General features: G+C 70.0%; 18 protein-coding genes. 9 read left to right on the forward strand and 9 right to left on the reverse strand.

Annotation, left to right across the window (positions count from 1 at the left end; all coding sequences use genetic code 11):
• Window positions 1-49 precede the first annotated feature (49 nt).
• Entirely contained in the window at window positions 50-937 is an 888-nt protein-coding gene (locus ACIBQX_RS34665; RefSeq protein ID WP_397012072.1) for a TatD family hydrolase, read from the reverse strand.
• On the opposite strand from ACIBQX_RS34665, the gene ACIBQX_RS34670 reads away from it, so the two are divergent.
• A complete protein-coding gene (locus ACIBQX_RS34670; RefSeq protein ID WP_397012074.1) occupies window positions 924-4,109 on the forward strand; it encodes a BTAD domain-containing putative transcriptional regulator in 3,186 nt (1,061 codons plus the stop codon). The genes ACIBQX_RS34665 and ACIBQX_RS34670 overlap by 14 nt on opposite strands.
• A gap of 39 nt (window positions 4,110-4,148) precedes the next feature.
• Window positions 4,149-5,351: an FAD-dependent monooxygenase gene (locus tag ACIBQX_RS34675; protein ID WP_397012076.1), complete on the forward strand. Its 1,203-nt coding sequence runs from the start codon at window positions 4,149-4,151 to the stop codon at window positions 5,349-5,351.
• On the opposite strand, the gene metG is transcribed toward ACIBQX_RS34675, so the two are convergent.
• Both metG and ACIBQX_RS34685 read right to left on the reverse strand, forming a co-directional pair.
• Window positions 5,320-7,101 carry a methionine--tRNA ligase gene (gene metG, locus ACIBQX_RS34680; protein WP_397012078.1) on the reverse strand — a complete coding sequence of 594 codons (1,782 nt, stop codon included), beginning with the start codon at window positions 7,099-7,101 and terminating at the stop codon, window positions 5,320-5,322. The two genes, ACIBQX_RS34675 and metG, sit on opposite strands and share 32 nt — an antisense overlap.
• 45 nt (window positions 7,102-7,146) lie before the next feature.
• Entirely contained in the window at window positions 7,147-8,376 is a 1,230-nt protein-coding gene (locus ACIBQX_RS34685) for a glycosyltransferase (protein WP_397012080.1), read from the reverse strand.
• Window positions 8,377-8,526: 150 nt separating this feature from the next.
• Between ACIBQX_RS34685 and ACIBQX_RS34690 the strand changes: the two genes are divergently transcribed.
• The gene (locus tag ACIBQX_RS34690) at window positions 8,527-10,062 is read left to right on the forward strand and encodes a hypothetical protein (protein WP_397012082.1); all 1,536 of its coding nucleotides are present in this window, start codon (window positions 8,527-8,529) and stop codon (window positions 10,060-10,062) included.
• Here ACIBQX_RS34690 and ACIBQX_RS34695 read toward each other — a convergent pair.
• The gene (locus ACIBQX_RS34695) at window positions 9,956-11,500 is read right to left on the reverse strand and encodes a dolichyl-phosphate-mannose--protein mannosyltransferase (protein WP_397012084.1); all 1,545 of its coding nucleotides are present in this window, start codon (window positions 11,498-11,500) and stop codon (window positions 9,956-9,958) included. The genes ACIBQX_RS34690 and ACIBQX_RS34695 overlap by 107 nt on opposite strands.
• A gap of 52 nt (window positions 11,501-11,552) precedes the next feature.
• A complete protein-coding gene (gene rsmI, locus ACIBQX_RS34700; protein ID WP_397012086.1) occupies window positions 11,553-12,422 on the reverse strand; it encodes a 16S rRNA (cytidine(1402)-2'-O)-methyltransferase in 870 nt (289 codons plus the stop codon).
• Between the two features lie 57 nt (window positions 12,423-12,479).
• On the opposite strand from rsmI, the gene ACIBQX_RS34705 reads away from it, so the two are divergent.
• Both ACIBQX_RS34705 and ACIBQX_RS34710 read left to right on the forward strand, forming a co-directional pair.
• A complete protein-coding gene (locus ACIBQX_RS34705) occupies window positions 12,480-14,114 on the forward strand; it encodes a dolichyl-phosphate-mannose--protein mannosyltransferase (RefSeq protein ID WP_397012088.1) in 1,635 nt (544 codons plus the stop codon).
• A 113-nt stretch (window positions 14,115-14,227) separates the two neighbouring features.
• Window positions 14,228-15,406 carry a hypothetical protein gene (locus ACIBQX_RS34710; RefSeq protein ID WP_397012090.1) on the forward strand — a complete coding sequence of 393 codons (1,179 nt, stop codon included), beginning with the start codon at window positions 14,228-14,230 and terminating at the stop codon, window positions 15,404-15,406.
• A gap of 13 nt (window positions 15,407-15,419) precedes the next feature.
• On the opposite strand, the gene ACIBQX_RS34715 is transcribed toward ACIBQX_RS34710, so the two are convergent.
• Complete coding sequence (locus ACIBQX_RS34715) at window positions 15,420-15,947, reverse strand: hypothetical protein (RefSeq protein WP_397012092.1); 528 nt, start codon at window positions 15,945-15,947, stop codon at window positions 15,420-15,422.
• 94 nt (window positions 15,948-16,041) lie between these two features.
• Window positions 16,042-16,938, reverse strand: coding sequence for a hypothetical protein (locus ACIBQX_RS34720; protein ID WP_397012094.1), 897 nt, complete (start codon window positions 16,936-16,938; stop codon window positions 16,042-16,044).
• Window positions 16,939-17,132: 194 nt separating this feature from the next.
• Between ACIBQX_RS34720 and ACIBQX_RS34725 the strand changes: the two genes are divergently transcribed.
• The 3 genes from ACIBQX_RS34725 to ACIBQX_RS34735 all read left to right on the forward strand — a co-directional run bounded on the left by ACIBQX_RS34725 (window position 17,133) and on the right by ACIBQX_RS34735 (window position 19,587).
• Entirely contained in the window at window positions 17,133-18,089 is a 957-nt protein-coding gene (locus ACIBQX_RS34725; RefSeq protein ID WP_397012242.1) for an NAD(P)-dependent alcohol dehydrogenase, read from the forward strand.
• 531 nt (window positions 18,090-18,620) lie between these two features.
• Complete coding sequence (locus tag ACIBQX_RS34730) at window positions 18,621-19,124, forward strand: hypothetical protein (RefSeq protein ID WP_397012096.1); 504 nt, start codon at window positions 18,621-18,623, stop codon at window positions 19,122-19,124.
• 34 nt (window positions 19,125-19,158) lie between these two features.
• Window positions 19,159-19,587 (forward strand): SgcJ/EcaC family oxidoreductase, encoded by a 429-nt coding sequence (locus ACIBQX_RS34735; protein ID WP_397012098.1) that lies wholly within the window; start codon window positions 19,159-19,161, stop codon window positions 19,585-19,587.
• Window positions 19,588-19,712: 125 nt separating this feature from the next.
• Here the strand turns inward: ACIBQX_RS34735 and ACIBQX_RS34740 are convergent, their stop codons facing one another.
• Window positions 19,713-20,828, reverse strand: a complete 1,116-nt coding sequence (locus tag ACIBQX_RS34740) for an SMI1/KNR4 family protein (protein ID WP_397012100.1) — start codon at window positions 20,826-20,828, stop codon at window positions 19,713-19,715.
• Window positions 20,829-20,873: 45 nt separating this feature from the next.
• Between ACIBQX_RS34740 and ACIBQX_RS34745 the strand changes: the two genes are divergently transcribed.
• Window positions 20,874-21,743 (forward strand): hypothetical protein, encoded by an 870-nt coding sequence (locus ACIBQX_RS34745; RefSeq protein ID WP_397012102.1) that lies wholly within the window; start codon window positions 20,874-20,876, stop codon window positions 21,741-21,743.
• Here ACIBQX_RS34745 and ACIBQX_RS34750 read toward each other — a convergent pair.
• On the reverse strand, window positions 21,651-22,217 hold the full coding sequence (locus tag ACIBQX_RS34750; protein ID WP_397012104.1) for a hypothetical protein: 567 nt from the start codon (window positions 22,215-22,217) through the stop codon (window positions 21,651-21,653). The genes ACIBQX_RS34745 and ACIBQX_RS34750 overlap by 93 nt on opposite strands.
• Between the last annotated feature and the right edge of the window lie 80 nt (window positions 22,218-22,297).

The following is a 22,297-nucleotide window of genomic DNA, read 5'->3' on the forward strand; positions in this document are numbered from 1 at the left end:
ACGCTAGTGACGGCCCTCCGGCCGCCCTCGTCACTTCACCGAAAGATGGTCACCACTCGCCGAAGACGGTGACTCCGTTGGCGCTGATGGCCGCGCACAGCTCATCCGGTTGAACATTCTTGACCTCGGCCAGGCAGCGCAGGGTGAGCGGGATGAGATAGGGCGCGTTGGGCTTGCCGCGGTGCGGCACCGGCGGCAGGTAGGGGGCGTCGGTCTCGACCAGCATCAGCTCCACGGGCGCGACGCGCGCGGCCTCACGCAGATAACCGGCGTTCTTGTACGTCACCGGCCCGGAAAATGACATGAAGTATCCGGCCTCGACACACTTTTTGGCCATTTCGGCGTCGCCGGAGAAGCTGTGGAACACCACCACCGGCGGCGCTCCCTCGGACGCGAGGACCTTCAGCACGTCGTCATGCGCGTCGCGGTCGTGGATGACCAGCGCCTTGCCGGTGCGCTTGGCGATCTCGATGTGCGCCCGGAAGCTCGCGTGCTGCTCATCTCTGGTCGCCCAGTCGCGGAAGTAGTCGAGCCCGGTCTCCCCCACCGCCCGCACCTCGGGCCGCCCGGCCAGCGCCTCGATCTCGGCCAGCGCCTCAGGTGTGGCGGCGTGCGACTCGTTCGGATGGACGGCCACCCCCGCGTGCACGTCCTCGTGCCCGGCCGCCACGGCGGCGTTCCAGCGCGAGGACGGCAGGTCGTAGCCGATCGTCACCAGGCCCGTGACCCCCACGGCCCGCGCGTCGTCCAGGATGCTCCGCACACTGGCCGAGGCGGCCTGGGCGGCCTGCGCCACCGGATCGCCGGAGGACGCCTGCCGGTCGCCCACCATGATGTCGAGATGGCAGTGACTGTCGAACACCTGCGCGGACAGCGGCTCCGGCGCGGCGGGAATCGTACTCACGCGATCTAAAGTAGCGTCCATGCGCTTCGCCATCCTGGGCAGCACCCGCGCCTGGCGCGCGGACGGCTCCGAAGTGCCCCTCGGCGGCCAGGCCAGGCGAGCGCTCGTGGCGTGCCTGCTCCTCAGCCCCGGCGAGATCGTCGGCCGCGACCGGCTGATCGACATCCTGTACGGCGAGCAGCCGCCGAGCGACGCCCGTCATGCCCTGCAGTCTCAGGTGTCCAGGCTGCGCCGCGACGGCATCCGGGTCGAACTGGCCGCTTCGGGCTACCGGCTGGCCGTGGACCCCGACGACGTGGACGCCCATCGGTTCCTGCGGCTGGCCGAGGCCGGTCGGCAGGCGCTCGCCGGCGGCGACCCGGCCGGAGCCGCCGCGCTCCTGCGCGAGTCGCTGTCGCTGTGGCATGGCCGGGCGGTCGCCGACCTCGGACCCGCGCACGCCGTGCCTTTCGAGGAGCGGCGCCTGGCCGCGATCGAGGACCGGATCGAGGCCGACCTGCGCCGGGGCGCGCACCGCGCGGCCATCCCCGAGCTGAGGGAGCTGATCGAGCACCACCCGCTGCGCGAACGGCCGCGCGGCCAGCTCATGCGGGCGCTGCACGCCGACGGCAGGCAGGCCGAGGCGCTGGTGGTGTTCGACCGGACCCGGCGGCTGCTGGCCGAGGAGCTCGGCGCCGACCCCGCGCCCGAGCTGGCGGAGCTGCACCGCGACCTGCTCCGCGGCGACACCCCGGGGCCCGGCCTGCCCGCCAGGCTGACCAGCTTCGTGGGCCGGGACGCGGACGTGACGGCCGTACGCGGGCTGCTCGGCTCGGCGCGACTGGTGACGCTGCTGGGGCCGGGTGGCGCGGGCAAGACCAGGCTGGCGGTGGAGGCCGCCCGGTCGCATCCGGACGCCTGCCTGGCCGAGCTGTCCGCGCTCCCCGACGGCGCCGGCATCCCTCGGATCGTGCTCGCCGCGCTCGGCGTGCGCGAGAGCGGCCTCCTGAGCGGCCCGGCGATCGCGGGCACGGGCACAGGCACGGTCGCGGGCACAGGCACGGGCACGGCGGGCGCGGTTTCGCCCGGCGGCGAGCCCGCCACGCTGGCGCGATTGATCGCCGCCGTGGGAGAGCGCCCGCTGCTGCTCGTCCTGGACAACTGCGAACATCTCGTGACCGATGCGGCGGTGCTGGCCGAGCGGCTGCTCACCGCCTGCCCCGGGATGCGGATCCTGGCGACGAGCCGGGAGCCTCTGGGCATCACGGCCGAACACCTGTGGCCCGTACGTCCGCTCGCCCCCGAGGACGCCGTACGCCTCTTCAGCGAGCGGGCGGCGGCGGTCCGGCCGGGGTTCACCCCGGACGAGACCGTCGAGCGGATCTGCGGCGCGCTCGACGGGTTGCCGCTGGCGATCGAGCTGGCCGCCGCCCGGACGCGCACCCACGAGGCGGCGCAGATCGCCGAACGCCTCGCCGGCCAGGACCGCTTCCGGTTGCTGGCGCGTGGCAGCCGCACGGCCGACGCCCGCCACCAGACGCTGCGCGCCGTGGTGGCCTGGAGCTGGGACCTGCTGACGGAGGCCGAGCAGGAGATGGCCGGGCGCCTGACGGTCTTCTCCGGCGGAGCGACCGCCGCGGCCGTGGCCCAGGTGTGCGCCCAGGTGTGCGCCCGGTCGCCGCACGATGCCGAGGATGTGCTCGACTCGCTCGCCGACAAGTCGTTCGTCGAGGCGGCCGGTGGCCGCTACCGGATGCTCGACACCATCCGCGCATTCTGCGCCGAACGGCTCGGCGCCGAGGCTCCCGCCGTCCGGCGTGCGCACGCGGAGCTTTTCCTGGCCCTGGCCGAGGAGGCCGACCCGCACCTGCGCCGGGCCGAGCAGCTCGACTGGCTGGAGAAGCTGACGGCCGAGCATGACAATCTGCAGGCCGCACTGCGCTGGGCCGCCGAATCCGGCGCCGTCGAGCTCGGTATGCGACTGCTCGCGGCCCAGTCGTCCTACCTGTGGATGCGCGGCATGCGCGGCATCGGCGCCGCTCCCGCGCTCGCCCTGCTGGAGGCGGCCGGTCCCGAGCCCGACCCGGCGCTCGGCGACGACTACGTGCTCTGCCTGCTGGCCGCGGCGGCCGGCGGCACCGGCGAGGCTCTCTCGTGGGAGCGCTACCTTTCCGCCGCGCGGGCGATGGTCGTGAGCGGTTCGGGTTCGCGGCGGCGGCCGCTGATCACGTTCCTGTGGCCGATGATCACGGCCGGGTCGAGCGACGCCCAAGCCGCTCTGACGGTGATCGGGCGAGCGACCGGCAGCCCGGACCCCTGGGAGCGGGCGGTCTCCGGCCTGATCTGGGCCTACCCGCAGATGGCCGCCGGTGACTTCGCCGCCGCCGAGGAGGGGCTGGTGGCGGCGCTGGACGGATTCCGGGGGCTGGGCGACCGCTGGGGGGCGGCGAACGTCTTCGACGCGCTCGCCTGGCTCGCGGGCATCCGGGGCGACGAGAGGGCCGCGCTGGCCCACACCGAGGAGGCGCTGGCGCTGGCCGAGCAGCTCGGCGCGACCGAGGCACTGGCCGACCTGCTCTGCAACCGGGGCGATCAGCGCATCGACCACGATCTGGCCGGGGCCAGAGCCGACTACGAACGCGCGGCGGAGCTGGCCCGGCGGGCGGGCCTGCCGACGTATGTTGCCTCGGCGCTGCGCGGGCTCGGTGACGCCGCGTTCAGGGAGAGCGACCTGGCGGGGGCGCGCGGCCTGTACGAGCAGGCGTTGCGGCTGACGGACCCGCACTGGCTGAAGAGCGTGGGCAGCAGGACCCGGCTGCTGGTGGGGATGGGCGGGCTGGCCGAGGCCGACGGCGACGTCGACGCCGCCCGGACGGCCTACGTGCAGGCGGTGGAGGTGGCGGTCGCCATCGGCGCGCTGCCGGACTGCGCCGGCGCGATCGAGGCCCTGGCCGCCCTGGAGCTCCGCGGCGCCGGTCACGCCGCCGCGCAGCGGGCTGCCCGCCTGCTCGGGGCGGCGGCCGCCATGCGCGGCGTGGACGTGCCCGAGAACACGCGGACGGGTGCGGTGGCGCGGGAAGTGCTCGGGGAGCAAGGGTTCGCGCGGGCCCGGGAGGAGGGGGCGCGGATGGAGTACGAGGAGGTCTGCCGGCTGGTCGGCGTCTCCGCCGCGGTCGTCGACGCCTCACCGCGGCGCTCGATGGAGATGCTCACCGGTGAGCGGTAGGTGAGGTCACGGTGAGCGGGGCCGAGCACGCTCTCGGGCATGGACATCCTGATTTCCGGCGCGAGCGTCGCCGGCCCGGCCCTGGCCCACTGGCTGCGTCAGTCCGGCCACACCGTCACGATCGTCGAGCGGGCGCCCGAGCTGCGTGACGGAGGCTACGCCGTCGACTTCCGCGGCGAGGCGCACCTGACCGTGCTGCGCAGGATGGGCGTCCTGGGCGACGTCGAGCGCGAGCAGACCCACATGGGCGCCCTGTGGAGCGTCAACGAGGCGGGCAAGAAGCTGACGGCCATGCCCGAGGACCTGTTCGCCGGGGATGTGGAGATCCTGCGCGGCGATCTGGCCCGCATCCTGTACGAGGCCACCGGCGACGGCGTCACCTACGTCTTCGGCGACTCCATCACCTCGCTCACCGAGGTGGGCGACAAGGTGGAGGTCACCTTCGAACAGGCCCCGACGCGCCACTTCGACCTGGTGATCGGCGCCGACGGGGTGCACTCCAACGTGCGCGCGCTGGCCTTCGGCCCGGAGGAGGACTACAACCACCATCTGGGCCTGTACTGCGCCGTCTTCACCACGGCCAACCACCTCGGGCTCGACCACAGCGGGCTGACGTACAGCACGCCCGGCAAGATGGTCAGCTCCTACAGCGCCAGGGACAACGCCGAGGCCAGGGCCGTGTTCTGGTTCGCCTCGCCGCCGCTGGACTACGACCGGCGCGACGTCGCCCAGCAACGACGACTGCTGAGCGAGGCGTTCGCGGGCGTCGGCTGGGAGACGCCGCGGCTGCTCGGCGAGATGGTGCGGGCACCGGACTTCTACTTCGACTCCATCAGCCAGATCCGCATGGACCGCTGGTCACGCGGGCGGGTGGCGCTGCTCGGCGACGCCGCCTGGTGCCCGTCGCCGCTGTCGGGCATGGGCACCGGGCTGGCGATCGTCGGAGCGTACGTGCTGGCGGGCGAGCTCGCGGCGGCCGGCGGCGACCATCGGGCGGCGTTCGCCCGCTACGAGCGGGTGATGCGCGACTACGCCGACGGCTGCCAGAAGATGGGGCAGGGGGCGAGCAAGTGGATGGTGCCGGAGAGCCGGTTCATGGCCTGGGTCATGGACAAGAACTACAAGGTCCTGCCGTATCTGCCGTGGAAGAAGATGATGGCCAGGTCGGTGCGGAAGACGGCCGAGGCCGTCTCCCTCACCGACTACGACTTCACTCGCCCAGGCGGGAGAGCTCCTCGTTGACGACCTTGGGGTCGAGCTTCTTGAACAGCGGCACGGGCGGCGCGAGTGGGGTGCCCGGCTTGATCGGCCGGTGCTCCCAGCGGGCCGCCCCGTCGTAGTCGCCGGTGATCACCGGGTACGGCTCGCCGCCGTCCTCGTCCACCTCACGCATCTCCGGCATGCCGGACCAGACGCCCTGGCCGCCGAGCATGGCGTAGACCTTGTTGGAGGAGCCCGGCAGGAACGGCGTCAGCATGGTCTTGGCGTCGTCCACCACCTGGAGGGCGACGTGCAGGATGGACTTCTGCCGGGCCGTGTCGTCCTTGAGCTTCCACGGCTCCTGCTCGGCCAGATACTTGTTGGCCTCGCGGACCACGTCGAGCGCCTCGGTGATGGCGTTCTTGAACCGGGAGCGGCGCAGCTCCGCGCCGACGGGGCCGAAGGCGTTGCGCGAGCGCTCCAGCAGCGCCCGGTCGGCGTCGGAGAGCTCGCCCGCCTCGGGGATCGAGCCGAAGTTCTTGGCCGCCATGGAGACCGACCGGTTGACCAGGTTGCCCCAGGCGGCGACGAGCTCGCCGTTGTTGCGGTTGACGAACTCCTGCCAGGTGAAGTCGGTGTCCTGGTTCTCAGGGCCGGCCACGGCGATGTAGTAGCGCAGCGCGTCGGCGTCGTAGCGGGCCAGGAAGTCGCGCACGTAGATGACGACCTGGCGGGAGGAGGAGAACTTCTTGCCCTCCATCGTCAGGAACTCGCTGGAGACCACCTCGGACGGCAGGTCGAGCGCGCCCAGGGAGCCGGGTGAGCCGCCCCTGGCGCCCACGCCGTTGTAGCCGGACAGCATCGCCGGCCAGATCTCGGCGTGGAAGACGATGTTGTCCTTGCCCATGAAGTAGTAGCCGCGGGCGTCGGGATTCTGCCACCACTGACGCCAGGCCTCGGGGTCGCCGGAGCGCCTGGCCCACTCGATGGAGGCCGAAAGGTAGCCCACCACGGCGTCGAACCAGACGTACAGCCGCTTGTTGGGCTGGTCGCGCCAGCCGTCGAGCGGGATCGGCACGCCCCAGTCGAGGTCGCGGCTGATCGCCCGCGGCTGCAGGTCGCCCAGCAGGTTGAGGGCGAACTTGAGCACGTTGGGCCGCCACTCGCCCTGCTTGGACTGCAGGTAGGAGCCCAGCACCTCGGCGAAGGCGGGCAGATCGAGCATGAAGTGCTCGGTCTCCACGAAGATCGGGGTCTCGCCGTTGACCCGGCTCACCGGGTTGATCAGCTGGATCGGGTCGAGCTGGTTGCCGCAGTTGTCGCACTGGTCGCCGCGCGCCCCGTCGTAGCCGCAGATGGGGCAGGTGCCCTCGATGTAGCGGTCGGGCAGGGTCCGCCCGTTGGACGGGGAGATGGCGCCCATGGTGATCTTGGGGAAGATATAGCCGTTGTCGTAGAGACCCTTGAAGATCTCCTGCGCGATCGCGTAGTGGTTCTTGGTGGTGGTGCGGGTGAACAGGTCGTAGGACAGCCCCAGCCCGGTGAGATCTTCGGCGATCACCCGGTTGTAGCGGTCGGCCAGCTCCTTGGCTGTGACGCCTTCGTTGTCGGCCTGCACCTGGATGGGTGTGCCGTGCTCGTCGGTGCCGGAGACCATCAGCACCTTGTTACCCGCCATCCGCTGGTAGCGGCTGAAGATGTCAGAGGGCACGCCGAACCCGGAGACGTGCCCGATGTGGCGGGGGCCGTTGGCGTAGGGCCACGCGACGGCGGTCAGAATGTGCTGGGACATGAGTCCAAGCCTACGGGCCGCCGCCCCACGTCTCGAACGGAACCGCTAGCGCGAGCCCGCCGAGGTTTCCTCGCGGGAGATGGCCTCGGCCGCCTCCTCCGCCGCCTTGGCCGCCACGTCGATGGAGGACTCGCGGGTGCGCCGGATGCCCAGGATGCTGATGAACAGCGACGCGAAGATCGTCTGGAAGCTCATGATGAGCGCCGTGGCCGACGGCACGACCAGGCGCAGCGACTCGCGCGGGTCCAGCGCGCCGAAGCTGCGGACCTGCCAGTGCACGAGCGACATCACCAGGCCGACCAGGCCGGCCAGCGCCAGCAGGCCGCCCACCACCAGGCCCTTCTCCAGCGAGACGATGTCGATGAGCTTGCGCACCCGTGGCGACTCGGGCAAAAAGCCCTCCTCGGCCGCGTACACCTTCGTGAACAGTGCGAACAGTGCGGCCTGGAAGCCGATCACCACCGCGGCCGACGCGCCGACCAGGGTGTCGACGTCGAAGGCCAGCTCGCCGATCTCGACCGGGCCGAAGGTCAGGGCGGTGCCCGCGACCAGGCCCACCACCATCAGCAGGACACCCGGGATGAAGAAGAGCCACTTGGGGCTGTAGAGAAGCAGGAAGCGCAGGTGACGCCAGCCGTCACGCCAGGAGCGCAGGTGCGGCGGGCGGGAGCGGCCGTCGGGCGAGAGCGTGGTCGGCACCTCGCGCACGTCCAGGCCGGACAGCGTGGAGCGGACCACCATCTCGCTCGCGAACTCCATGCCGCCCGTCTGGAGCTGCAGCTTGAGGATCGAGTCGCGGCGGAACCCGCGCAGCCCGCAGTGGAAGTCGCCGATGGCCGACGGGAAGAACAGCCGGCCGACGAACGACAGCACCGGGTTTCCGAGATAGCGGTGGAGCGGGGGCATGGCGCCGGGCGCGATGCCGCCCTTGAACCGATTGCCCATCACCAGGTCGGCTCCATCACGGAGCTGCTCCACAAAAGGCATCAACGAGGTGAAATCGTAGGAGTCGTCGGCGTCGCCCATGATGACGTAGGTGCCGCGAGCGGCCCGGATGCCACCCATCAGAGCATTGCCGTAGCCCTTTTCGTCAACGTGGACCACGCGGGCCCCCGCCTCACGGGCGAGCTGCTGCGAGCCGTCCGTGCTGCCGTTGTCGGCGATCAGGACTTCGCCCTCGATACCGTGCTCCGCCATGCACGCCAGTGCCTTGCGCACACAGACTTCCACGGTCTCCGCCTCGTTGAGGCAGGGCATGACCACCGTCAGTTCCACGTCTCAACCCTTCATTTAAGGCTCTTCCAGCACACCATCATGCCCTGTGCCCAGGAATGGTCGGGGCAAGTCCAGGAAACGACTGGCATTCTTTACAGCATGGTGAGCGTCGCGGAGATTACCCCTGTGGACTACTCCGCCCCTGGTCGGATGGCTCGTGCACGGTCTTTCCTGCGCCGTCATCGGGTGTTCGCCGCAGCCTTCGCCCTGGGCGGACTGCTGCGGATCGTCACCATGCTCGGCTACGGCCCGGCGATGTGGTTCAACGACTCCTACGAGTACGTCTCGGTGGCGTTGCACCCCAGGCCACACCCGATCCGGCCCGACGGTTACGGGTTCTGGCTGCTGCTGCTCAAGCCGTTCCACAGTCTCACTCTGGTCACATTGACGCAGCATTTGATGGGACTGGCCACGGCGGTGCTGATCTACGCCCTGCTGCGCCGCAAGTTCGCGCTGCCGAAGTGGGGCGCCACGCTGGCCGCCGCGCCGGTGCTGTTCGACGCCTACCAGATCCAGCTCGAACAGCTGATCATGTCCGACGCCATGTTCACGCTGCTGGTCGTGGGCGTGATCACGCTGGTGCTGTGGCACCGGCGGATGTCGTGGAAGGTCGGCGCGGTCGTCGGCCTGCTGCTGGCGCTCACCTGGCTCACCCGCTCGATCGGCCTGCCGATTCTCGCGCTCGTGGTGGTCTACCTGCTCATCAAGCGGACCGGGTGGAAGCCGGTGGTGGCCGTGGTGACCGCGTGCGCGATCCCGGTGGTGGCGTACATGAGCTGGTTCGCGGCGAGCTTCGGCAAGTTCGCGATGACCAACAGCGACGGGCTCATCCTCTACATGCGCACGGCCATCTTCGCCGACTGCGACAAAATGGACATCGACAAGTACAAAGAGGTTGAGCTGGTCCTGCTGTGCATCAACGACCCGGTGCACCAGCGCAAGGACTACGCCCAGTGGTACCTGTGGGGCCAGGGCAGCGGCGACGGCCAGGGCACCGGCGAGGTGCTGCACCGGTGGGGCAGCGGCAAGAAGTTCACCGACATCACCAACGACGCGGCCAGCGCGTTCGCCATCCGCGCGATCGTGTCGCAGCCCGGCGACTATCTGCAGGTCGTGGCCCGCGACTTCCTGCGCGCCTTCCACTGGGGCCGGCCGCGCTTCCCCGACGCCGCGACGTACAACATGTACGAGTTCAAGCCGTACTACGAGCTGGACAGCACCGGCAACAACAAGCGACTGCCCAACTGGCCCTCCTACCAGGGCCGGACCGACACCGACGCGTACGCCTACGAGGCCGGCCCGCCGGAGACCAGGATCGTCTCGCCGTGGGCGGACATCATGTCCGGCTACCAGAAGGTGTTCTACCTGCGCGGCATCATGCTGGGCGGCATCATGCTGGTCGGCCTGTACGGGATCGTGGTGCGCTGGCGGTCGTTCGGCGGCCCGGTGCTGCTGCCGTGGCTGGGCGCGTTCGGGCTGCTGCTCGCGCCGGCCGCGACGGCGGAGTTCGACTACCGCTACGTGCTGCCGGCCGTGCCGCTGGCCTGCATCGCGGCCGCGATCACGCTGCGCAGGGGCGTCACTTCGGTGCGGGCGCTACCCACGAGTCCATCAGCATCCGTGCCCACCAGTCCGAGTGCGGGATCGTCTCGGCCGACAGAACCGGATACAACCACCAAAAGTTGATCAGTACGATCAGCGCGAACGCCCCCACGGCGGCGGCCCCGGCCGCCCGCCTGGCCGGCTCGGCGTCGGCCCTGCCCAGCGCCAGACCGGCGACCAGGGTGAGGGCCAGCACCATGAACGGCACCAGAGGGATCATGTAGAACAGGTACATCGTCCGGTTCTGCGCGGTCGCGTAGTAGACCCAGGGCAGCCAGCCCGCGGCGTAGGTGAGCAGCACGGCCCCTGCCCGCCAGTCCCGGCGGGCGACGTACCAGACGACGAGGCCCAGCAGGGCCAGGAGGGCGCCGTACCAGAGCGCCGGGGTGCCGACCCCCAGCACGGCCTGTGAGCAGCTGTCGGCCCCGCACGCCGACGGCGGGAGCTCGGCCGGGTAGTGGAACGACACCGGCCGGAACAGGACCGGCCACGTCCACGGGTCGGACATGTTCTGGTGGTAGTCGTCCAGTCCGCTGTGGAAGCCGAGCACCTCGAAGTGGTACTTCAGCCACGACCGCACCGAGTCGACCACGAAGAAGGCCGGCCCCGAGGAGGTGGCCTGGTCCCAGTTGCGCCCCCAGCCGTTGGCGGTGACGAACCAGCCGGTCCAGGTCAGCACGTAGGCGACGGCGGGCACGGCGGCGACCGCGGCCAGCCAGGAGGGCACGTCCCGCGCGAACGTCGCCTTGTACGGCTCGCGCAGGCCGATGGCGCGGCGGGCGCCCATGTCCCACATCAGGCTCATGACCGCGAAGGCGATCAGGAAGAAGACCCCCGACCATTTCACCGCACAGGCCGCGCCGAGGCAGATCCCGGCGGCGATCCGCCAGGGCCGCAACCCCAGCGGGGGCCCCTGCGGCGACAGCGGCGAGGTCTCGTACCAGTCGACCAGCCGCTCCCTGGCCCGATCCCGATCGACCACCAGACACGCGAACGCCGCCAGCACCCAGAACATCAGGAAGATGTCCAGCAACGCCGTCCGCGACAACACGAAATGCAGCCCGTCCAACGCCAGCAGCAAACCCGCGAAACACCCCAGCAACGTCGACCGCGTCATCCGCCGCGCCACCCGCGCCAGAATCAGGATCGACAACGTGCCCACCACCGCCGCCGCGAACCGCCACCCGAACGGCGTCATCCCGAACAACCACTCACCCACCCCGATCATCCACTTGCCCAACGGCGGATGAGCCACGAAGGAGGCGCACTCGGGGACGCTCGGACACTCCTTGAAAATGTCCAGGTTCTCGGTGATCAGGCGTTTGTCGGCGATCGGATTGTCGGAGTCGCCCAGCATGGCCCGCTCCGCGCCGTACTTGAGCAGCGCGTAGGCGTCCTTGGCGTAGTAGGTCTCGTCGAAGACGACGGCCTTGGGCTCGCCGAGCCTGACGAACCGGAGGATCCCGCCGAAGACGGCCACGGCCAGCGTGCCGATCCAGCCCCACAGAGCGCTCTCCTGCATCGCAGGGACAAGACTCTGTCGGGAAACCCCCCAGTTCCTCACGATTTGCAGCCTATGGCGTTGCCGATCTTCTGTGAACTGCGTCATAGAGCTCTCGTTTGGGCATACCGGCGCCCCTGGCCACGTCCGCGACGGCGGTCTTGGCCGGCTCGCCCGCGGCCACCCGGCGGTCGACCTCGGCCACGAGCGCCGTCACGTCGAGCTCGCCCGCATCGGCCACATGACCGGCGACCACGATGGTGATCTCGCCCTTGACGCCCTCGGCCGCCCACTCGGACAGCTCACCGAGGCCGCCGCGCCTGACCTCCTCGTACGTCTTGGTCAGCTCACGGCAGACGGCCGCCCGCCGATCGGCGCCGAACGCCTCGGCCATCGCCTCCAGGCAGGTGTGCAGCCGGTGCGGCGCCTCGAAGAACACCATCGTGCGCTCCTCCTGCGCGAGGCCGGCCAGGCGGCGGGCCCGGTCGCCGGCCTTGCGCGGCGGGAAGCCCTCGAAGCAGAACCGGTCGCTGGGCAGCCCGGAGACGGCCAGCGCGGTGGTGACGGCGCTCGGCCCCGGCAGCGCGGTGACCGTGATGCCCGCCTCGACGGCCAGGTGGGTCAGCCGGTAGCCGGGGTCGGAGACGCCCGGCATGCCCGCGTCCGTGATCACCACCACCGTGCGCCCCTGCTTGAGCGACTCGACGAGCTCCAGGGCCCGGCCGGCCTCGTTGGCGTCGTAGTAGGACACGACGCGCCCGCCGAGCTCCACGCCGAGGTCGTTCGCCAGCCTGCGCAGCCTCCTGGTGTCCTCGGCGGCCACCACGTCGGCGCTGGCCAGCACCTCCCTCAGCCTCGGCGAGACATCCCCCACCTGGCCTATAGGGGCTCCTGCCAGCACCAACCTGCCGTCGTTCGTCACCCGGCCATTGTGGCAGGCCATCCCCTTTGAGCCGTGTTTCCTGGGTAACCACCGGCTTCAGCCCCGTACGATGTCCGAATGGCGGTGACCGATTTCCCGTACCAGACCTCTGGTGAGCCGGAGTCTGACCCGAGCGGTCCTCGCATGCCTTCGGTGCGCGACCGGATGGTCCCGCCGATGCGCGGCAGCAGGATGTGGGGCTGGATCGGCCCCCTGATCGTGACCGTTTTCGGCGGGATCATCCGCTTCATCAACCTCGGTCATCCCAAGGCAATCGTCTTCGACGAGACCTACTACGCCAAAGACGGCTTCTCCCTGATCACCTGGCTCGTCGAACGCACCCCCGTCAAGGACGCCGACAAGGCGATCCTGGCCGGCAACACCGACATCTGGCAGCAGTGCACCCCCTCGAACGCCGGCGAGTGCGCCGCCTACGTCGTCCACCCGCCGTTGGGCAAGTGGATGATCGGGGTGGGTGAGTGGTTGTTCGGGATGACGCCGTTCGGGTGGCGGTTCGCGGCGGCGGTGGTGGGCACGTTGTCGATCCTGATCCTGGCGCGGGTGGCGCGGCGGATGACGCGGTCGACGTTGCTGGGGTGTTTCGCGGGTTTGCTGCTGGCGTTGGACGGGCTGCACTTCGTGTTGTCGCGGACGGCGTTGCTGGACATCTTCCTGATGTTCTGGGTGCTGGCGGCGTTCGCGTGTCTGGTGGTCGATCGGGATCGGGCCAGGGAGCGGCTGGTCGACTGGTACGAGACCTCGCCGCTGTCGCCGCAGGGGCCCCCGCTGGGGTTGCGGCCCTGGCGGATCGCCGCCGGGATCTGCCTCGGCGCGGCGATGGGGGTCAAGTGGTCCGGCCTGGCGTTCGCGGTCGCCTTCGCCCTCCTGTCGCTGCTGTGGGACTTCGGCGCGCGCCGCGCCGCCAGTGTGCGGCACCCGTACCTGGGGGCCATGTCCAAGGACGTGCCCAACGGGCTGATCGCCTTCGCCCTCGTGCCGTTCGTCACCTACATGGCCACCTGGACCGGCTGGTTCGCCACCGCGCTCGGCTACGGCCGCAACTGGGACCAGGCCACCTCCTCCGGCCCGTTCTACTTCGTGCTCGACTCGGCGCGCTCCTGGGTGCAGTACCAATGGCAGGTCTTCACCTTCCACAACGGCCTGGAGACCTCCCACCCCTACATGTCGGAGCCGTGGTCCTGGCCGCTGCTGCTGCGCCCGGTCGCCTTCCACTACGAGAGCAGGAAGGGCGCCTGCCCCGGCGCCACGGACTGCTCCGAGGCCGTGCTCGGCGTCGGCACGCCGGTCATCTGGTTCGGCGCGCTGGCCGCGCTGGTGGCGCTGGTCGTCTGGTACGTCGCCACCCGTGACTGGCGGGCGGGCGCGGTGCTGCTGGCCTACGGCGTGGGCTGGCTGCCCTGGTTCTACTTCGCCTTCGCCGCCAACCGCACCATGTTCCTGTTCTACGCGATCCCCATGGTGCCGTTCATGGTGCTGGCCATCACCTTGTGCGCCGGATGGCTGATCGGCCCGGCGGTCAAGACCGCCGACGGCAGGCTCCCGGCGCGGCGGACCTTCGGGGCCGCCATCGTCGGTGCCTACGCCCTGCTGGCATTGATCAACTTCTGGTGGCTGCATCCTGTACTGTCGGCCGAACTGATTCCCTACGCTGAGTGGAAGGCCAGAATGTTGTTCGACACACGATGGATCTAACCCGGTCACAGTCCGCCAAATAGTGGTTTCGTAGGGTAGTCGCTGTGCAAGACCCAATACGCACCGGATTCGGTCATCGTCAGGCCTGGGGTCCATACGGCAAACTTCGTGGCATGAGTGCACCAGACGTCACCGCGCTTCTCGCCGAGTTGGAGCGGTCCGCCCCGGACCTCGCCGACGACGCCAGGACCGCTGTCGAATGGCTGACCGGCGGCGAGCCGCTGGAAACGGTGACCCAGCTCGATGTCTGCGAGTTCCTCTGGTACACGCTGCCGCTCAAAGTCGGCGGCGACCACGAGCGGCTGGCTCACTCGCTCGGCCGCCTGCTGGAGCTCGGCGGCCTCGACCGCTACGCCGCGCTCTGCACGTCGCCGCTCACGACGCGGATCCTGCACGCCTACGCCCACGAGGGCGAGGAGGTGGGCACCGGCGCCTACCAGGAGGCGCTCCAGGCCACGGGCGTCCTCCCGCCTGACGTGCCCGAGCTGCAGTGGAGCATGATCATGGGCCCCGAAGAGCTCGGCGCGCACGTCGCCTGCTCGGCGGCGCTGGAGCTGGCCATCGTCGCCGGCGAGACCGTCGACCGGGTCGCGCTGACCCAGCGCTGGCTCACTGAGCCCCGCACCGACCTGGGCGGCGACAGCTGGCTGCACCGCGTGCACGGCGAGCGGCTCAACCGCTGGGTGCTCGGCCGCGGCCCGGCCAGGCGCGAGCTCGCCCAGCCCTTCGAGGTGCGGCTGTACGCGCCCGTCACCCCGCAACCACTGCCCGCCCTGCACGGGCTGCTCTCGCTGGCCGAAGGCAGCCTGCCGCTGCGGCTGGCCCCGTCGCCCGAGGCGCTCAGGCTGCGCGAACTGGCCGAGCATGAGCTCGGCGCGCTCAGCCGCGACGGCTCCCGGCTGGCCCTCACCGACCACGGCCGGTTCCTGCTCAGCTCGCCCGAGGCCATGTGGGAGTCGGTCACCAGGCTGCTGCTGGCCAGGGGCGAGCACGAGTTCGAGGTGTCGGCCCGCGAGGCAGCGCTGATGCTGCTCGCCGATGGTGTGCTGATGTCGCCGGCCCAGCTGCGTGAGCGCGTCGCGGAGGTGGTCGGCGGCGAGGGCTGGCACCCGGCGACGGGCCTGGAGGACGTGTCCGCCCCGATCACGGCGCTGATCGGCCAGCTCACCGCCCTTGAGCTCGCCTTCGGCGACGACCTGGCCATCCGGATGACGCGTCCCGGCCAGTTCGCGGCCCTGGCCGCGCTGCGGGCGCACGCGCTCCGGCCCAGGAAGTACGTCAACTCCACCTGACGGCGCTGGCCCCTCAGCCGCGGACGGCGTGCTCGGCGCGCCGATCCGCCCGGGCGGCCGGCGCCGGATCGGGCATCGTGGAGCGGGCGGCCCACAGGGCGATGGCGATGTAGAGCACCTGCTCGGGGATCCGCAGCCACAGCGGCGTGGCCGTCCCGCCGTCGAACGGGGCGTCGGAGAGCGCGGCGTGGACGTTGGCCGGGAGCAGCAGCACGAAGAGCACGGCCAGGCTGATCCCGGCGGCTCGCCGGGTGCCGGTCAGGACGAGCCCGGCTGCGCCCAGCAACTCCAGCACGCCGCTCGCGTACACCATGAAGCTCGGGAACGGGACGAACGGCGGCACCATGCGCACCATGTCGGCGTGGTTGGGCATGAAGGTGACGTCCGCGGGGACGAAGTGCGCGCTGGCGGTGAGCACGAGCATGGCGGCCAGCGCGTGCGCGGCGCTGACCCGCCAGGTGGCGAACCGGCGGACGCCCAGCGCCCCCAGCAGCCGGAAGACCAGCAGGCTGACCACGAGTACGCCGATGACGACGAACATGACCTCTCCTCTAGATAGGGAAGCTATCCAATACTTGGATAGTAGCACTATCTATAAGAGGCGCACGCCTCCTTAACCGCTGTCGCGTACACCGTCACACCGCGACCTGCCCCAGCCCGAGAGACGCCCAGCTCCGCTCGTCCCCCCACGCCGACGCCGGATCCACATACGGCCGCAGCAGCTGGACCAGCTCCGTGTCGCCCCGGCCGTTGAGCTCCTCCTCCGCGATCTTCCTGGCCACCCCCGCCAGGAAGTCGGCCACCTGGACGCGCGGCTCGTAGAACGAGTCCGCCAGCCGCAACCCGGCCAGCGGCGCCACCCGCCGGATGTGCGCGATCCGCTCCTCCGTCAACCCGTTGTGCTGGTCATGCATGATCGAAACGGGCCGTGTCCCCTCCCCCCAGTGCGCCACGGCCTGGACGATGGCCGGAATCAGCGGGTCGAGCAGCGGAATCGCCCCCCGCCGCGCCGGCAGCCCGCCGAGCGACCCGACGATCTCCCCGGCGCGTCCCCCCATCCCGGCCAGGCTCGCCACGACGAGATCGAACGCCTCGGGGTCCACCCTGCCGCGCATCACCTCGTTGAACGTCTCCAGGAACGCCGTCCACCGCTCCCGCCCGAACGCAGCGGGCCCGGTGCGGTAGAGCTCGACGGCCGGCGCCTGCCCGCGCGGACCGTCGTACGCGATCTCGAAGATCTTCTGTACGGCGAAGAACGCCTTGTCGGCGAGGTAGACGCGCGCCCGCCCGTAGATCGGCCCCGTCGGCGCGAGCAGCCACACCAGAACCGCGCGGTGCTTGCTGCGCAGGAGATGGTTGGCTTTGTACTCCGTGGCGGGGGAACGGATCCGATCGCGCGTCTCCCTGATGCACTCGGCCGCCGCCTCCTCGCTCAGCAGCACGCCGGCATGCGCGAAGACCTCCGTGTTGCCCCCGATGAGCTTCTCCCCCTCGGAACCGGACTCGTCGCAGGCGATCTCAAGGGTTCCCATCTCACGAAAGCTACGCCCGCCCTCCGCGATGCGCCAACGAGTAAACCCGCGATCTTCTATCCGAGAGCGACCGGCGGCAACATTTCTCACATCGAGCTAAGTGGACGACCTCGTCCGTTTTGTCGGTTAGCTTGGCAGTCATAGCGCCCGTGACCTCGGGATACGCCTCTATGGACGGGATGACGATGAGCGAGATGCGTGCGGCGATGTTCGCCGAATACGGCCCACCCGAGGTGCTCTACGTGAGCACGCTGCCGAGGCCGGTCGCCGGTCCCGGCGAGGTGCTGGTGCGGGTCCATGCCACCAGCGTCAACGGCGGCGAGGTCGCGGGCCGGGCCGGCAAGCTGAAGCTGGTGACGGGCCGGAAGTTCCCGCAGCGGGCGGGTATCGACTTCTCCGGCGAGATCGCCGCCCTCGGCTCCCCCCACCCCGGGCTCAAGGTGGGCGACCGCGTGTGGGGAGCGTTGCCGCGCGGGGCCTTCGGCAGCGCCGCCGAGTTCGTGGTGGTCCGCCCCCGGCAGGTCGCCCTCGTCCCGGCCGGCCTCGACCTGGTTGAGGCCGCCGCGCTGCCCGCCGGCACGACCGCGATCACCGCGCTGCGCGACAAGGCCCGCCTGAAGGCGGGCGAGCGTCTGCTCGTACGGGGTGCGAGCGGCGGAATCGGCTACGTCGCCGTCCAGCTCGGCCGGGCCTGGGGCGCGCACGTCACCGCGCTGGCCGGGGCCAAGAACCTCGACCTGGTACGGGACCTCGGCGCCGACGAGGCGTTGGACTACGCCACCACCGGCCCTGCCGACCTGCTTCGGGATGGCCCGTTCGATGTCATCTTCGACTCCGCGGGCACCGACATGAGCGCCTACCGCCGCCTGCTGGCGCCGGGCGGGCGGATGGTGTCGATCACGTTCGACACCCGCCGGATGGTCACGTCGATCGCCTACGTCCTGGCGTCCACGGTGTACGGCTCCCGCCGCGTGCGGTTCTTCAGCGGCAACCCCACCCACCGGCTCTTCAGCGACCTGGCCGACCTGGTGGAGAGCGGGGCACTGCGCCCGGTCGTGGACACGGTGCGCCCCCTCGACGACATCGCCGGCGCGCACCGCGCGCTGGAGGCCGGCGGCGTCCGCGGGAAGCACCTGGTCCAGGTGGTGTGACCGCTCACCCCGAGCCGCGGCCGGCTTCCGATGGCGGCGGGTCATCGCATCACGGAATGGAGGAGCCCGATGATGGCGATCGTCGTCGTGAGCCCCCAGGGAAGGGCCCCGGCGGTGTTTCCCACCATCGCTCCGCCCACGGCGGACGTGACGAGGATGACGACCCAGCGCTGTGGGATCGGCTCCTTCTCCTCTGCATACTTCGCTTCCGGCTCGGGGCGTTGTCCTAGTAGTCTCTTCATGCGGTTTTCCTTCGTTGAATTCGTGGCTAACCGTGCGAGCGGCCTTTCTGCCTCCAACAGAAGGGCCGCTCATTCACTGAGCAGCCCACGCCGCATGCGCGCGATTTGAGAATCGCACAAGATCAGCATTCCTCGGCGCTCAATGTCCCGCCTTAGGATCATAAAAACCGCCCAGAGGTAGAAATCTCTACGCGGGTAGAGGATTCATCCACCCCAGAGGTAGCTACTTCCTCTCACGACGCCCGCACAAATTTGCACTTTCCGCACTCTTCGGTGAAAGCTCTTCCCCATGGAAGAGATCGCAAGGGAGCTGGCCAAGATCCTGACCCCCACGCCCGTGCGCAGCTGGGACGAGGGAGAGGAGCAGTTCGCGGAGCGTTTCAAGACGGCGCACGAGCAACGCCGCACTCTGGTCGGCGAGCTGTTACTGGCCGCGCGAGCCTCGGTGCTGGACGACCCGGTGCTGGCCAGACTGAGCGAACTGGCCACGCAAAAGCAGGACATACAACGCCAAATACGATTAATCATCGCATATGGCAGAGAATTCATCCGTCCCGAACCGTACCGGCTGAGAACACTGGCAGCCGCCGCAGGGCTCTCCATTTCCGGCGCGCGTACCCTGTATTCCCCCGAAGACCTCGCCGCGATAGCCACGCAAATAGGGCGCAGGGATAACAAGGGGAGTATCTTTCCCCAGTCTCCTGGAAAGCCGCCGACCACCCGGGCATCGACGTTCGACGGCGAGCAGTGGTGGGTTCCCGGCGGCCAGGACGCGGCCGATCAGCCGGGTTGACCTCAAGTCGACTTGGGGTTCTACCGTCATCTCCATGACGACGACACAGCCGGCCTCCGCGACCGACCTCGACCACGACCACGACCTCGCAGCGATCAGGCAGGTGGTCGCCACGGTCGAGCACGCGCAGAATCACGAGCTCCCCGACGAGTTCCTCGCCCTCTTCCACGCCGACGCCATCTGGACGACGGGCCACGGCAAGCGTCTCTTCGGCCGCGACGCGATCTCGGCCTTCACCCATCAGGTGCTTCCCGGCGGGATGCAGGGGTCGACGGTCACGTTCGAGATCGAGCACGTGCTGTTCATCCGGCCCGACGTCGCCGCCGTGAAGATCCGTCAGGTGTACCGGACTTCCGACGGGACGAACGCGGGCTCACCGCTGTTCGTCATGGCGAAGGAGGACGGGCGGTGGCTGCTGACCGCCTGCCAGAACACCCTGGTGGTCGAGCCCTCGGACGGATGACCGCTCGGCGGTGACGACGGCGTCGAGCAGGCCGGGGAACACCTCGTCGGAACACCTCGTCCGGCTCGGCCCCGCGCAGCGTCCATTCGCGAGGCGCCGACGTGGTCTCCCGCTGAATCGACGTGTCACCGGCTGTGGTCCGCCTCGGTGACGTCCCATTCGAGCTCACCGCCGACCGCCCGGGGCCGCCAACGGCCGACGGAGCCGCCGTTCTCCATGGCGTCGGCGGTGCTCTTCAGCAGGGCGTAGTACGAGCGGATCCGGACCTCTCCGGGCGTGAAACCCATGGTGCCCTCATGATCGGTCTCCCCGACATCGCGCATCAGCGAGTCGATCACCAGGTCGTTACCCACTCCGTCAGCGGCGAACGGAATCATTCTCCCGTCCCACCATTCCGCTCGCGGATCGGAGAACACCTCGTCCTCCCCGTCGATCTGGCAGAGAGACGTCCATTCGTCACGGATCTGCCGGACGCTCAAGTTCGAGTGGCCCAGGAAGCCGAAGGCCCAGGTGTTCTCCGAAGATTCGGCCCCGTCGTGGCGCAGCAGTGAGGCCCGCAGAGGGTCGGGGAACCGCAGGCCCATGCGCGCCTCCGCCGCGGCGATGGCCTTGGCGTCCCCCGGTTCGCCGAGCGTGCGATACGTCGCGGGTGCGTTGGTCTTCAGCCAGGTCTCGATCCGCCGCCATTGCCGGTTGACCGCTTTCGTCACCTTCGTGCTGATCTTGCGAACGCGCGGACTGGTGCTCTTGGGGTTGCAGTCCTCGTCGGCGTCCGGCGGTTCCTCATTCGTGACGGGTTGAGGAAGGCGATCGCCATTCGGAACGTCCGAGTAAGGCTCTTCGCGGACGACCGTCGCCGTTTCTTTGGAGAAGACCACGGATTCCAGCATCTGAGTGCCGGCAACGAGCAGGACCAGCGCGAACCCGGCCACGCCCCAGCGGAGCAGGCGGCGTCGGACGGGCTCCTCAAGCGGCTCTCTCGGCTCGCGGGGCTCGAAGAACTTGATGAACCCGGGACGGTCGAGAACGGAAGGCCTGGCGGCGAAGCGGCTGAGGTCCTCTGCGGTGGGGGCGCCGAGAATGGGCGTGGGAGGCCACTGTTCCACCGGTGCCGGAGTTTCGCTGGGCCGGACCGGACCGGTCGAGTGCCGGCGGGAACGTACGAACACAACAATCGCCGCCGCCGCCAAGGCAGCCAAAAGCCCGAGCCATACCCCACGAGACCTGATCAATTGCCGCACGTCCGGCAGAGTACCCTCATTTGATCTCCACAGAGATCCGGATTCATGCTCGTCACCGGGACGATCGAGGCGGTGGCCGGATTCGGTCTCACCCTCTCCCACAGCCTCGGGCTCGAAGCCTTCGCGCAGGTTCTCAGCCTGGTCAGGCTGGACGGCCTGCTCGAGGTGGCGTGGGTGGTGCCGATCCTGGTGGCCCAGGCAAGAGATCCCCGCTGGGCCCGTGCCACCGTGTGGATGGGCATCGTCTCCCTGGTCACGTCGTTACTGCACCCCTCGTCGTATGTGACGTTCGCCTACGGCGAGGTGTCGTACACCCTCGTGGCCCTGTCGCTGCTCCGGGCGCTCAGCGTCTTCGGGCTGGTCTGGGCGGCCCGTTCCGCGCACGAGCTGACCGGCCCGCGCCCGTGGCCGGCCAAGTCGCCACCCGTCAGCGCGCCGTCCCGGCGGTGGCCGCTGCCCGCGCTGGCGATCGCCCTCCCGCTGATCCCCGCGGCCGTCAACCTCGCGCACGGCATGCCGTTCTGGATCGGCCCCAGCGGCCCGATCCAGAGCTACCTCCTCGGCATCGCCGGCGACACGGCGGCCCTGTCCTGGCTCGCCCTCGACCTGCTCGTCGGGGTCGGCGCCCCCGCGCTGCTCATCCTGGCCGCCGTCCTGCACCGCACCAAGCGCCTGGTCCACGCCACAATCCTGACCCTGACCTTGATCGCCGTGGCCGGCGCGCTCCCCACCGAGCCTGGCCAGGCCTGGGGCTTCGCCCTCCCCCTGTACCCTGACGGCCTGTTCGGCACCGGCCCGCAGGGCGAGCTCGCCTTCGGCCTCTCACCGCTGTGGTACTGCGCCGCCCTGCTCGGCTCCGCCCTCCTCCTGCTCTTCCTGTACGCCACCCGCCCCGCCCGCATGCTGCGCCCCTGATCGCTCAGGCGTCACCTGGTCCCGGCGCGCGGACGTACCGGCGATGAGGATGAGCCCGGCTATGCCGCCGTAGAGGAGAAGCACGAACACAAGCCCCTGCGAGCCCGAAGGACAGTAAGGGAAGAAGAAGGCGAAGACCGAGAGCGCGTAGTAGGCCGCCGTCATGACCGCTCCCCCGGCCGCCAGCCACGCCAGCAGGCGGCCCGTGCTGTACGACACGCGCCGTACGACCACCGCCGACACCATCAACCCGAAAGGCAGGAGCGTGGCCAGAGCGCCGAACCCCAGGCCGAGCACGTAACGACCGGCGTGCCCGCCTTCGGTGTCCGGATAGGCGCAGATCCGCACCCCCCAGTCGGCGATCAGCAACCCGCCATGCGGAAGGAGCGACAGCAGCGCGGCACTCGCCCAGCACAGCCTCGTCCGTGTCAGAGCCCTCGTCCTCGGTGGCGCCGGCTCCTCACGTGTGGACACTGCACCTCCGGGCGGCTGAAGGGGTCACCGGCCGTTGAGAGCCGGCGCGCCCACCGCCGCCTCACGGGACCTTCGATCAT

It is taken from the genome of Nonomuraea sp. NPDC049714 (assembly GCF_044465295.1).
Classification (GTDB): Bacteria; Actinomycetota; Actinomycetes; order Streptosporangiales; family Streptosporangiaceae; genus Nonomuraea.

Bases quoted from the DNA above. Each gene is read 5' to 3' on its own strand.
- ACIBQX_RS34665 (WP_397012072.1), bottom strand. From the start codon at position 937: ATGGCGAAGCGCATGGACGCTACTTTAGATCGCGTGAGTACGATTCCC.
- ACIBQX_RS34695 (WP_397012084.1), bottom strand. From the start codon at position 11,500: ATGCAGGAGAGCGCTCTGTGGGGCTGGATCGGCACGCTGGCCGTGGCC.
- ACIBQX_RS34735 (WP_397012098.1), top strand. From the start codon at position 19,159: ATGACGACGACACAGCCGGCCTCCGCGACCGACCTCGACCACGACCAC.
- ACIBQX_RS34705 (WP_397012088.1), top strand. From the start codon at position 12,480: ATGGCGGTGACCGATTTCCCGTACCAGACCTCTGGTGAGCCGGAGTCT.
- ACIBQX_RS34670 (WP_397012074.1), top strand. From the start codon at position 924: ATGCGCTTCGCCATCCTGGGCAGCACCCGCGCCTGGCGCGCGGACGGC.
- ACIBQX_RS34725 (WP_397012242.1), top strand. From the start codon at position 17,133: ATGCGTGCGGCGATGTTCGCCGAATACGGCCCACCCGAGGTGCTCTAC.
- ACIBQX_RS34690 (WP_397012082.1), top strand. From the start codon at position 8,527: ATGGCTCGTGCACGGTCTTTCCTGCGCCGTCATCGGGTGTTCGCCGCA.
- rsmI (WP_397012086.1), bottom strand. From the start codon at position 12,422: ATGGCCTGCCACAATGGCCGGGTGACGAACGACGGCAGGTTGGTGCTG.
- ACIBQX_RS34730 (WP_397012096.1), top strand. From the start codon at position 18,621: ATGGAAGAGATCGCAAGGGAGCTGGCCAAGATCCTGACCCCCACGCCC.
- ACIBQX_RS34745 (WP_397012102.1), top strand. From the start codon at position 20,874: ATGCTCGTCACCGGGACGATCGAGGCGGTGGCCGGATTCGGTCTCACC.
- ACIBQX_RS34675 (WP_397012076.1), top strand. From the start codon at position 4,149: ATGGACATCCTGATTTCCGGCGCGAGCGTCGCCGGCCCGGCCCTGGCC.
- ACIBQX_RS34710 (WP_397012090.1), top strand. From the start codon at position 14,228: ATGAGTGCACCAGACGTCACCGCGCTTCTCGCCGAGTTGGAGCGGTCC.
- ACIBQX_RS34720 (WP_397012094.1), bottom strand. From the start codon at position 16,938: ATGGGAACCCTTGAGATCGCCTGCGACGAGTCCGGTTCCGAGGGGGAG.
- ACIBQX_RS34715 (WP_397012092.1), bottom strand. From the start codon at position 15,947: ATGTTCGTCGTCATCGGCGTACTCGTGGTCAGCCTGCTGGTCTTCCGG.
- metG (WP_397012078.1), bottom strand. From the start codon at position 7,101: ATGTCCCAGCACATTCTGACCGCCGTCGCGTGGCCCTACGCCAACGGC.